12 protein-coding genes, 1 tRNA gene and 1 pseudogene are annotated in these 10,602 nt (G+C 45.2%); 5 read left to right on the top strand and 9 right to left on the bottom strand.

The annotated features are described in order from the left end of the window. The 3 genes and pseudogenes from AC5WJX_RS17665 to AC5WJX_RS17655 form a co-directional block, all read right to left on the bottom strand. Positions 1-200: pseudogene (locus AC5WJX_RS17665) on the bottom strand (ISAon1 family transposase); the annotation flags it as partial. A 100-nt stretch (positions 201-300) separates the two neighbouring features. After that, entirely contained in the window at positions 301-663 is a 363-nt protein-coding gene (locus AC5WJX_RS17660; protein ID WP_440429483.1) for an ISAon1 family transposase N-terminal region protein, read from the bottom strand. Between the two features lie 173 nt (positions 664-836). Continuing rightward, positions 837-909: transfer RNA gene (locus AC5WJX_RS17655), tRNA-Phe, on the bottom strand. A 253-nt stretch (positions 910-1,162) separates the two neighbouring features. On the opposite strand from AC5WJX_RS17655, the gene AC5WJX_RS17650 reads away from it, so the two are divergent. The 3 genes from AC5WJX_RS17650 to AC5WJX_RS17640 are packed head-to-tail and all read left to right on the top strand — an operon-like array spanning position 1,163 to position 4,127. Then, the gene (locus AC5WJX_RS17650; protein ID WP_494485574.1) at positions 1,163-2,458 is read left to right on the top strand and encodes a 4Fe-4S dicluster domain-containing protein; all 1,296 of its coding nucleotides are present in this window, start codon (positions 1,163-1,165) and stop codon (positions 2,456-2,458) included. Positions 2,459-2,488: 30 nt separating this feature from the next. Further along, positions 2,489-3,289 (top strand): (Fe-S)-binding protein, encoded by an 801-nt coding sequence (locus AC5WJX_RS17645; protein ID WP_494485573.1) that lies wholly within the window; start codon positions 2,489-2,491, stop codon positions 3,287-3,289. Next, complete coding sequence (locus AC5WJX_RS17640; RefSeq protein WP_494485572.1) at positions 3,279-4,127, top strand: MBL fold metallo-hydrolase; 849 nt, start codon at positions 3,279-3,281, stop codon at positions 4,125-4,127. Before AC5WJX_RS17645 ends, AC5WJX_RS17640 begins: the two co-directional genes overlap by 11 nt. A 78-nt stretch (positions 4,128-4,205) precedes the next feature. Here the strand turns inward: AC5WJX_RS17640 and AC5WJX_RS17635 are convergent, their stop codons facing one another. After that, entirely contained in the window at positions 4,206-4,526 is a 321-nt protein-coding gene (locus AC5WJX_RS17635; RefSeq protein ID WP_494485571.1) for a hypothetical protein, read from the bottom strand. A 47-nt stretch (positions 4,527-4,573) separates the two neighbouring features. On the opposite strand from AC5WJX_RS17635, the gene AC5WJX_RS17630 reads away from it, so the two are divergent. After that, a complete protein-coding gene (locus AC5WJX_RS17630; protein ID WP_494485570.1) occupies positions 4,574-5,053 on the top strand; it encodes an ABC transporter ATPase in 480 nt (159 codons plus the stop codon). Positions 5,054-5,110: 57 nt separating this feature from the next. On the opposite strand, the gene AC5WJX_RS17625 is transcribed toward AC5WJX_RS17630, so the two are convergent. Then, entirely contained in the window at positions 5,111-6,139 is a 1,029-nt protein-coding gene (locus tag AC5WJX_RS17625; protein ID WP_494485569.1) for an isoaspartyl peptidase/L-asparaginase family protein, read from the bottom strand. 16 nt (positions 6,140-6,155) lie between these two features. Next, positions 6,156-6,887 carry a monofunctional biosynthetic peptidoglycan transglycosylase gene (mtgA, locus tag AC5WJX_RS17620; RefSeq protein WP_494485568.1) on the bottom strand — a complete coding sequence of 244 codons (732 nt, stop codon included), beginning with the start codon at positions 6,885-6,887 and terminating at the stop codon, positions 6,156-6,158. A gap of 82 nt (positions 6,888-6,969) precedes the next feature. On the opposite strand from mtgA, the gene AC5WJX_RS17615 reads away from it, so the two are divergent. Then, a complete protein-coding gene (locus AC5WJX_RS17615) occupies positions 6,970-7,260 on the top strand; it encodes a hypothetical protein (RefSeq protein ID WP_494485567.1) in 291 nt (96 codons plus the stop codon). Positions 7,261-7,294: 34 nt separating this feature from the next. Here AC5WJX_RS17615 and AC5WJX_RS17610 read toward each other — a convergent pair whose 3' ends face one another. From AC5WJX_RS17610 to AC5WJX_RS17600, 3 genes are all read right to left on the bottom strand, one after another. After that, positions 7,295-8,362: a DUF6807 domain-containing protein gene (locus tag AC5WJX_RS17610; protein ID WP_494485566.1), complete on the bottom strand. Its 1,068-nt coding sequence runs from the start codon at positions 8,360-8,362 to the stop codon at positions 7,295-7,297. A gap of 23 nt (positions 8,363-8,385) precedes the next feature. Continuing rightward, complete coding sequence (locus AC5WJX_RS17605) at positions 8,386-9,735, bottom strand: Gfo/Idh/MocA family protein (protein WP_494485565.1); 1,350 nt, start codon at positions 9,733-9,735, stop codon at positions 8,386-8,388. Between the two features lie 354 nt (positions 9,736-10,089). Continuing rightward, positions 10,090-10,602, bottom strand: a 513-nt coding sequence (locus AC5WJX_RS17600; protein WP_494483672.1) for a group II intron maturase-specific domain-containing protein, incomplete at its 5' end; no start/stop codon positions are given.

Raw genomic sequence — 10,602 nt, 5'->3', positions numbered from 1 at the left:
TTTTCGGGAATTTTCTGCAGCACTTCTATGACAGTATCTGCCTTTGTGCCAGCAATAATGGCGACAATAGCGCCTTTTTTACCCTTAGCAGCCTTATTTGTTAGTATTGTATAAAGTTCCCCATGAGATAACGAGGTCTCATCGATGGACAGCTGAACGCCTAAGTTCTCGGGGAAAAGCAGCCAATCTTTTGCATGCAACCTTTGGTTCCAGTCCTTGAATCCGCTTAATGACTCGCGATAATTCCGCTGAAGTGTTTTTCCTTTTACCCCATAGAAGCCACCTACAGTATGGACCGAATTAGGGCTGGTATCGACTGATTTCTTTTAAAAAAGCCGCGAATCCCTCTGTTATTCGCGTGCCTTCTGCAACAATATTCCAATCCCGGTAAGCCACTTTGTTTGTGCTGGTATTGAGCCAGCGACGACGTTTGATATGGAGGAACACCTTGTGCCCGCGGATCGGGAAGTCCTGCACGGTAATGGTTGGAAAAAAGCCTTTGGAAAGCAGCTTTTCTCCTTCTGGCACATTTGGAGTAATATTAACCTCTTGCAAATCCAAATGAAATATATCTTCTTCTTTGCGCACTTCTTTGAGTTCGAAAAAGTCAAGAATGAAATCGGGAAGTAGTAAGCTTATTAAGGTGTGGTATCCGTCCTGCATGAAGTAAGAAATCTAAAACACCAAAGCTAAAAATATATGATCTGCTCCACAACTTTTTGACTTGATCCTTAATCAATGGGCGAGATACCTTAATTACGTTCAAAATTGTGCTTTAAACAGCGTGTGGTAGGCTATAACGCAAAAAAGCTCCAGATTTCTCTGAAGCTTTTTCGTGGTGCGAGCTGGGATCGAACCAGCGACACAAGGATTTTCAGTCCTTTGCTCTACCGACTGAGCTATCGCACCTTTTACCGTCTATCTTACTAAACGTTCCCTCGGTTGGGGATTGCAAATGTAGCTTCTTTTTTTTACTCACCAAATCTTTTTACAAACTAATTCACCTTAGCCCCCTAAACACCTGATTTCCTGTGTGAAAAATTTTATCCCTAAAAACATCTTTTTTTCCAAACAACATCAATTTAAAAACTATTATGCATGCATAGGAATATTCTCCACACAATTTCTTTACCTTAGCACAACTAAATAGAAATCTAGCGTAATGGTATTACAAATCCTTTTTATTGCATTCGTCATCGCTGCAATAGCCTTATTTAGCTTCAACTTCAAGAAAGTAATCCGCAACATCCGTTTAGGCCGTCCAGTAGATCGCTTCGATCAACCTGGCGAACGCCTCAAAGTCATGCTTAAAGTGGCTTTCGGCCAAACGAAAATGGTGGCACGCCCGATCCCTGCCATCCTGCACTTCTTCGTTTATGCTGGTTTCATCATCATCAACATCGAAGTATTGGAGATCATGATCGACGGGATCTTTGGAACCCACCGTGTATTCTCCGGATTAGGCGGCTTCTATAACTTCCTGATCGGCTCCTTCGAGATCCTTGCCTTTACCGTATTGGCTTCCTGCGTGATCTTCCTAATCCGTAGAAATGTATTGAAGTTAAAACGCTTTCGTGGAATTGAGATGACCGAATGGCCGAAGTCGGATGCAAACTACATCCTGATTACAGAGATCCTGCTGATGACTGCATTCCTGCTCATGAACGCGGCAGATGCGAAATTACAAGCCATGGGTGCAGGCCACTACACGGTAGGCGGTGCATTCCCGATCAGCCAGTTCCTGCAAGGCATGTTACCTGAATCAGAGGCAAGCCTGATCGCCATCGAACGTGGCTGCTGGTGGTTCCACATCATCGGAATCTTCGCATTCCTGAACTACCTGCCTTACTCTAAACACTTCCACATCCTGTTGGCATTCCCGAACACCTACTTCTCTTATTTGAAGCCGAAGGGCGAATTCAGCAACATGCAAAGTGTAACCAATGAGGTAAAAGCCATGCTTGATCCCTCATTTACCCCACCCGAAGCAGAAGCCAGCAGATTTGGCGCCAAAGACGTAAAAGACCTGCACTGGGCCAACCTGCTCAATGCCTATACCTGCACCGAGTGCGGAAGATGTACTGATGCTTGTCCGGCAAACATGACCGGTAAACTGCTTTCCCCAAGAAAGATCATGATGGACACCCGCGACCGGGTATCGGAAGTTGGAAAGAACATCGACAAACATGGCGTTGACTACGATGATGGCAAGTCTCTGTTGGACGATTACGTGAGCCGCGAAGAGATCTGGGCTTGTACCAGCTGTAATGCTTGTACACAGGCTTGTCCGGTGAACATAGATCCATTGAGCATCATCGTGGAGATGAGAAGATACATCGTGATGGAAGAGTCACAGGCACCAGGAAGTTTAAACACCATGATGGGTAACCTGGAAAACAACGGAGCACCATGGAAATACTCCCCTGCCGATCGCTTTAACTGGGCGAACAAAAACTAACAAAATACTAACCCTATATTTGCGTCAAAGATGACTGAGCAATTGAATTTTGAAGTGCCTACAATGGCTGATCTTATCGCCCGCGGCGAAGAGCCCGAAATCTTGTTCTGGGTGGGCTGCTTCGGCAGTTACGATGAACGCGCCCAAAGAACAACCCGCGATATCTGCAAGGTCCTGCACCATGTAGGTATAAAATATGCCGTACTGGGTACGGAAGAAAGCTGCACTGGAGACCCCGCTAAACGCGCAGGTAACGAATTCCTCTTCCAGATGCAGGCGATGACCAACATCGAAGTGCTTAATGGCTATAACATCAAGAAGATCGTTACCGGCTGTCCGCACTGCTTCAACACCATCAAAAACGAGTATCCTGGATTGGGTGGCAATTATGAAGTCATTCACCACTCGCAACTGATCCAGCAATTGATCGATGAGGGTAAACTAAGAGCCGAAGGTGGCGAAAGCTTTAAAGGCAAAAAGATCACCTTCCATGACCCATGTTATCTTGGTCGCGGCAACGGCATCTATGAAGCCCCACGGGCAGCCCTGGAGGTACTGGATGCGCAACTCGTAGAAATGAAACGATGCAAGGTGAACGGTCTTTGCTGTGGTGCCGGTGGCGCACAAATGTTCAAAGAGCCTGAGCCAGGTAAGAAGGATATCAACGTTGAGCGCGTGGAAGAAGCCCTGGCCCTGAACCCACAGATCGTGGCAACGTCATGCCCATTCTGCATGACCATGATCAACGACGGTGTGAAAATCAAAGATCAGAACGAAAACGTAGATGTCCTGGACATCGCAGAAATCACCGCAAGAGCGAATGGATTGTAACGACCTATATATCACCTCCCTGAATTCCGGTAGTAACGGCAATTGTTACTATGTGGGTAACAGCGATGAAGCTGTACTCATAGACGCTGGAATCTCCTGTCGTGAAATAGAGAAAAGAATGCTGCGCCTTAACCTGTCAATGAGCAAGGTTAAGGCGCTATTCATATCCCATGAGCACTCGGATCACATCAAGGGGGTATGCACACTGGCGAAGAAATACCAGTTACCCGTTTACATCACCTCCGGAACTTTACGCAATTGCAGGTTCGAACTGAATCCAGGCTTGGTAAGAAACCTGAGCAGCCACAGCAGAACCCAGATCGGCAGATTAACCGTAACCGCCTTCCCGAAAATACATGATGCCATCGAGCCACATAGTTTTATGGTTTCCTGCGGAGATACACACGTCGGCGTCTTCACCGACCTTGGTGCCGTTTGTGGCGAACTTACCAAGTACTTCAAACAATGCCATGCAGCCTTCCTGGAGGCAAACTATGATGAACAGATGTTACAGAATGGTGGTTATCCCTACTTTTTGAAACAACGCATCTGTGGTGGCCGGGGTCACTTGTCTAATCGTCAGGCACTGGAACTATTCAACACCCACCGCTCGCCGCAGTTGAGCCATCTACTGCTCTCCCATTTGAGCAAAGACAATAACAACCCAGCACTGGTAAAAGCGCTTTTCGAAGGACAGGCCAACGGTACAGAAATCATTGTGGCTTCCCGCCACGAAGAGACAGCCGTGTTTGTTGTTTCTGCAAAGTCTCCCGCATCGAAAGAATTCGCAACCCTAAACTATTTAAATCCTCAGCTTCAACTTGCTTTAGGGGTATAACCAAATAGCTCGCCATACTGTCGACCTCACCCTCAGGATCTTTAAAGGTCTGCACAATTACATCGTCTTCCCCGGTCCTCAGGTAGAGCAGCCCCTTAGTCGTTGTACCCATAAAATCACTTTCCTTAAACCGGAGAAGTTAAAAGCAAAATATTCTACTTTGCCGTTTTGGAAATAACGTTTGTACCTGCAAAACCCACTGTTGGTGACACTTAATTCATAACGTTTGATTTGCCTGGCGGCGAAATCTTCATCATAATGTGCTACAAGCTTGTTTTCCAGAAAAATAGAATCTTCTTCCAGCGGATCAATAATCAAAAATGCAGAAAAGATGAAAAAAATGCCAGCTGCATAAAAAAAACACCACATTTTCATGTATTGTGTAAACTTTTTCATCATAATGCTTATTACTGATTGTAATTTAAATAAAATACTAAATTTGCGTTATGAGTTTTTCTCCACAATCTAGAGTTTGGGTTTATCAAAGTAACCGGGAATTCACTACTTCAGAAGTAGCAGAAATTCAAGAAAAGCTGGACGCATTTACAGCACAGTGGCAGGCTCACGGCCATCAGTTGAAAGCAAAGGCAGAAATCATTCATAACTTTTTCATCGTGATCACCGTAGATGAAACAGCATCTAATGTGACCGGATGCTCTATTGATGCATCTGTCCGGGTGCTGAAGGAAATTGAAGATAAGTATAACCTTGATCTGTTTAACAGGTTCAACATGGCCTATATAGCTGATGGGAAAGTCGTTACACTGAACAAGGAAGACTTTGAAACACTTGTCAGCATCAAAAAGATCACACCAGACACCATCGTATTTAACAATACCGTACAGACACTTGAAGAGTTTGAAACCAAGTGGCAGGTACCCTTTGCGCAGAGCTGGCACAATACCGTGTTCTCACACTTGTTCTAAATCGTACATCCTAAACAAAAGGGGCCAATTGGCCCCTTTATCAATACAGCTAAAATATCACTTATAAATCTCCACGCTGATCTTACCGTCCTCAGTAACCGTTCCACGGTACATTCCAGCGGTATTAAATTCCATCGCAACATGGCCATTTTTGTCCAAGGCGATCAAGCCCCCATCTCCGCCTAGTTTGCCCATCTTCTCAATCACCTTTTTTGAAGCCTCCTGAACGGAAAGTTTCTGGTACTCCATCATGGCAGAAAGGTCATGTGCCAGCACGGTACGGATGTAAAACTCACCCCAGCCCGTTCCGGATATTCCGGCAGTGGCGTTGTTTGCATAAGTTCCCGCACCAATGATCGGCGCATCTCCTATCCGGCCATAACGTTTATTGGTCATCCCGCCAGTAGATGTTCCCGCAGCCAGGTTGCCGGATTTATCTAATGCAACGGCACCCACGGTCCCGAACTTAAAATCCGGGTTTATCGTCCCGAGTTTCAGGGCTTTCTTATCGTGATCAAGCACCGCTTTCATCGAATCCTGTTTAATGGCCTGCTGTAATCCCCGCCAACGATCTTCTGTATAAAAGTACGATGGCTCAACAATGGTCAGACCAGCTTGCTTGGCGAACGATTCAGCACCTTTGCCGGCCATCATCACATGTTCAGATTTCTCCATCACGGCTCTGGCGGCACTGATCGGATTGCGGATCACCGTTACGCCTGCAATAGCACCAGCTTTCAGGGTCTTACCATCCATAATGGCAGCATCCATCTCGTTCTTACCCTCATGGGTAAATACAGCGCCTTTGCCGGCATTAAACAGTGGAGAGTCTTCCAATACGTGAATGGCGATTTCAACCGCATCAAGGCTCGATTTACCGCCTTTTAAAGCATCATAGCCGGTCTGTAGTGCCTTTGTCATCGTTTCCCGGTAAGCAGCCTCCTTTTCCGGGGTCATGTTTTTCTTCAGGATCGTGCCTGCACCACCGTGCATCACCAATACATACTTCGCATTTTTATCCTGCGCAAATGCAGATCCTGCAACAGACAACAACAGGATCAGACTTAATTTCTTTAGGTTCATCATTCAGGGAGATTTCAGATCAGGGTATTTGTTTATATTCCAGTGGTAATCTACGCATATTCCGTAAAATCAACTGCTGTTTATGTCTAATGTAACGCGTTGGTTTCAAAGGCGTCCAACGTAGCGGATTCGGAAAACAGGCCGCGATCATGGCGGCTTGGGAACGGGTAAGCTTACTGCTGGATTTATTGTAATACGCCTGCGCTGCTGCTTCAGCACCATAAATGCCATCTCCCATTTCGATCACGTTCAAATAAACTTCCAGTATCCGTTCTTTGCTCCAGAGAATCTCAATTAGCAAAGTAAAATATGCCTCAAACCCTTTCCGCAACCAGGAGCGCCCTGGCCACAGGAAAACATTCTTGGCCGTTTGCTGCGTAATGGTACTTCCCCCCTTTATCGACTTACCCTGTTCATTGCTTTTAAAAGCATTGCTGATGGCTTTTACATCAAAGCCCATATGCTTCAAGAACTTCTGATCTTCCGCACAAACCGCCGCCAGTTTCATGTTCTTCGAGATTTGATCGAAGTCCACCCACTCCTTCTCCAGCTTAAAAGATTTCCCATCAGATTTTCGCTCAATATTCCTGGTGATCATCAGCAATGTGATCGGCGGATTGATAAAACGATAGGCCAGCACCCAAAAGAATGAAACCAGTATAAACCAGATTAAGATCCTTGATATGATCCCTGAAATTTTATGTAGTATTTTGTTGCCCGATTTACCTTTAGACATTCTTTTCTTCGTCATCTGTTCAAAGGTATATAAAAACATTTTCCGCCAAAATTGTTTACTTTTATCGGCAGCAAATTACACACACTATTCGCTCAAAATGAAATTCAAAGCATCCAGACTCTCAGAAGGTAACAAGGTATTCCCGGCAGAGATCAATTTAGAAGAAAACAATATCGAGATCAAAATCCCAGGATTATTCCGTGGAGATTCTAAATACCTGAACTATCAGGACATTACTTCAATTGAAGTAGATAGTCCGATGATCGGCTTCTGCACTTTAAGGCTATTCATGAACGGCAACAAAGTTGAGGTTAAGGGTTTCAGCAAGAGTGATGTTAAAGAGATCCGCAGGATCATTGACGAGAAGAGAAGCGTTTTAAGAAGGTAAAACTTATAAGGTACCCTTTGGGGTACCTATTCCGCTAGCTGGCGCCGGCAAACACCTTGAATCTTTCGTTGACCTCCTTATCCGAAAGATTACTGCCGGAGTTGATCAGCACCTTATACTTAAAGACTACAGATTGGCCAGCCTTTAACTTAAAGTTCAGTGTTTCCTTGCCCTTGCTAAATTCCTTCTGCCCCAGCGGATTAGCAGCAAACAAGCCATAACCGCGTGCATGCCAGTAAGTAGGATAGCCTACATTCTCCGGGTGATCAAGGATCACCAATGATATTTGTTCATTTCCAATCTTGCCATTTAGATTAACCCATTTGGCGCGGCTTGACCAAACATCATCTCCCTCAATACCTTCACTGCTACGGTATTTTCCAGTTACGCCCTCATTGTTCAACTTTGCAATGTCGGTTGGAATGCCCTTAGCATCGGTAAATATTTGCGGTTCAGTTGATGGATGCTCCAGTTCACGTGCTACACGAATTCCTATCAGGCCTTCTTTGTTATCCTCAAAAGAGACATCTTCCTTTAAACTGGTCAGCCTTGTTGTTAATTCGATGGCAAGTTCTTCCCCTTCTTTTGTGAATATATATCTGGTATGCTGTCTCAGTAGACTAGAGCCATCTGGCTTCTGCCAGTTCATCGTCACCGCTAACGCTGCTTTGTGATCATCAGCCATCATTTCGTTTACAGCTACATGTTTGATGGTGCCAAATTCACTTTTCTTTTCAGCGGGAATTGCTGTTGAGTTATTCCAAAAGTCCAGGCCATTAACATTTCCATAGTTGAACCACATGCCTACATGATGCGGATGGTCAACTCGCTCTCCAGGTCGCGGATCCAATGGCCAGCCCCTGGTAACCAATGTTCCCTTCGCGGTTCGCAAAGGATACAATACAGGTTTCATTAATTCATCAGGATATATATAGGAGGTAAAAGGTTTACCGTCAACAGTAATGTCAATCCTTTTCTGAACTTCATTTGCTGTAATCGCAAACCGCTTTTCCTTTCTAAAGCCGCTAAGTATCATTGCTGCAACCAGCATAAAGGCGCCTGCCGTCAGGAATGCGCCTATACTTCTAGAATCTCTGATCATGATATATGCTTAAGGGAATTTCATTATCCGGCTACAACTTCCTGCCTTACGTCATCGAAGGTCACCTTCTTGCCCGTTTCCATTGCTGTTCTAGCCATGATGTTTGCAACCGAGTGGTTGTAACCAGCTTCTACGGAGGCGTTCGGGGTCTTTCTGTTGAGCACACATTCCATCCAGTTACGCATGTGCAAAGAAGTCATCGGGTCGCCACCAGTATTGGCAGCGGTTTCAATTTTCGCCGTATTTGAAAGTGTAAAAGGTGTTAACAAGTTAGCCTTCATACCCATTGCTGCTGCATCATTTTCAGCTAGTCCACCTTCGGATGTAACCTGATTGGTTTCCAGGTTTAGCATCCCCCCGTTCGAGTAGTATAATTCTTTTATTCCACCTGCGGAGTTCGTAAAACGTGAAGAATATAATACCTGAAAGCCCTTACTCCTATCATCGGCCGGCCCATAGTCCATCACTGCCGTCACCGTATCTGGATTTTCACGACCGTCGTTCCACTGATAAATACCACCATTTGCAGCCACACTTCTCGGGTGTTTCAATCCCGAAAACCAATGCACCGTGTCAATCTGATGTGCCATCCACTGCCCCCAGATTCCTGAAGAATAAGGCCAGAAAAGACGATATTCCAGGTACTTGCGTGGATCCCATGCAACTTTGGGACGGTTCATCAGGAAACGGTCCCAATCGGTATCTTCCTGACGGATTTCACTAACAAGCTTGGGCAAGCGCCACCGGCCTGGCTGATTTACATTCCAGGTCATTTCAACCATATTGATGTCGCCGAATTTACCGGACCTTATATATTCATTGGCAGCAATATAATTGGGTGCACTTCTACGCTGAGAGCCTACCTGTAATATTTTCCCGGTCTCCTGAACCGCTTTTAGCAGGATCTTGGCATCTTCCATGGTCTCGGCCATTGGTTTTTCCGTATATACGTCCTTTCCATTTCGAACCGCTTCAGCCGACATCAAAGCATGCTGAAAATCGGCGGTACTGATAATTACAGCATCTATGCCCTTTGCAGCATGTAGCTCCTCATTATTGCGGTATTTCTTGATGGTTTGGCCAGTTTTGCTTTTTACAAAAGCCTCTGCTTCATCTCGGCGCCGGTTCCAGATGTCAGAGACGCCCACAAATTCAAATTTGAGTTCTTTTGCATGATCCATGAAAGCGGGGAATAAGGAACTTTTGAAGCGGTTGGAGAATCCGATGATACCTACCTGAACCCGGTCATTGGCACCCAAGATCCGACTGTAGCTTTTCGCGTTTACGCCCATGGCTGATAAGCCAGCTATTCCGGTAAGTAAAGATGCTTTCTTGATAAATGCTCTTCTTGATGTTTCTAAACTGTTTTCCATAGTCAACTGCAATTATTTATAGCTAATGTGTGTTTTTAGCGAGACCATCCATTTAGACTTGTGGTATGCCAGGTAGGCTGATTCAGAAACGCATGATATCCCGAAATCGAGGAAATTTCGTTGATTCGTTCATACCCGGTAAGTTTAATTTGGTTAATTCTCCTTTACAGGAAACAATATAGAAAATAAAAAAAGGACGTAAATGAAGATCATTCAAAAAATTCGTGCAACTCTTGCCAGTCACGATCTACCTTCATGTTGTAAACCAGCCTTAAATCGAGTAGGAAGGTAATCATTATTTGATTACCTGTCCCCTCACACCACCGTACGTGCCGTTCGGCATACGGCGGTTCATTAAACATAAACAGCTTTAGGGGTTACTATTTCTTTTAGACATAGTAGCCCCTGTTTCTTTAGAAATGCATTGTTAAGAGTCCGGGTCAGTATCGGGCTGTGTACGGTTCGCCAATGGCCTTTTCGGGTATTTCCCCATTGATAAGCCTGATCAGGGTGAACCCCAAGTTTCTCGAGTTGCTTAACGCGGGTCTTTACCTGCTTCCATTGTATCCAATAACATAGCCTGACTCGACTGCGGACCCACTCATCAAGTTCTCTGAATACAGTATGAGCTTCGCTCAGCTTGAAGTAGTTCCCCCAACCCTGGTTCAGCTGCCTGATTTGCATCATCCGATCCTCGATCGGGTAAGGTTTTCTGCGGCAGGTAATCTCCCTGATTTTATCCTTGTAAGTGCTAATGCTTTTACGGTGTACCGTAATGCCTTTGCTACCTTTCTTGTGATAAAAGGTAAAGCCCAGTAGTCTGGTTTGCCATGGACGGGTAACCACGCTCTTTTCCACGTTTACTTT

This window comes from Pedobacter sp. NEAU-ZC8 (genome assembly GCF_059278965.1).
This window is presented reverse-complemented; position numbering and strand designations above follow the sequence as displayed.

Excerpts from the sequence above, each read along its gene's own strand:
- AC5WJX_RS17660 (WP_440429483.1), bottom strand. The coding sequence starts at position 663 with ATGCAGGACGGATACCACACCTTAATAAGCTTACTACTTCCCGATTTC.
- AC5WJX_RS17650 (WP_494485574.1), top strand. The coding sequence starts at position 1,163 with ATGGTATTACAAATCCTTTTTATTGCATTCGTCATCGCTGCAATAGCC.
- AC5WJX_RS17645 (WP_494485573.1), top strand. The coding sequence starts at position 2,489 with ATGACTGAGCAATTGAATTTTGAAGTGCCTACAATGGCTGATCTTATC.
- AC5WJX_RS17640 (WP_494485572.1), top strand. The coding sequence starts at position 3,279 with ATGGATTGTAACGACCTATATATCACCTCCCTGAATTCCGGTAGTAAC.
- AC5WJX_RS17635 (WP_494485571.1), bottom strand. The coding sequence starts at position 4,526 with ATGATGAAAAAGTTTACACAATACATGAAAATGTGGTGTTTTTTTTAT.
- AC5WJX_RS17630 (WP_494485570.1), top strand. The coding sequence starts at position 4,574 with ATGAGTTTTTCTCCACAATCTAGAGTTTGGGTTTATCAAAGTAACCGG.
- AC5WJX_RS17625 (WP_494485569.1), bottom strand. The coding sequence starts at position 6,139 with ATGATGAACCTAAAGAAATTAAGTCTGATCCTGTTGTTGTCTGTTGCA.
- mtgA (WP_494485568.1), bottom strand. The coding sequence starts at position 6,887 with ATGACGAAGAAAAGAATGTCTAAAGGTAAATCGGGCAACAAAATACTA.
- AC5WJX_RS17615 (WP_494485567.1), top strand. The coding sequence starts at position 6,970 with ATGAAATTCAAAGCATCCAGACTCTCAGAAGGTAACAAGGTATTCCCG.
- AC5WJX_RS17610 (WP_494485566.1), bottom strand. The coding sequence starts at position 8,362 with ATGATCAGAGATTCTAGAAGTATAGGCGCATTCCTGACGGCAGGCGCC.
- AC5WJX_RS17605 (WP_494485565.1), bottom strand. The coding sequence starts at position 9,735 with ATGGAAAACAGTTTAGAAACATCAAGAAGAGCATTTATCAAGAAAGCA.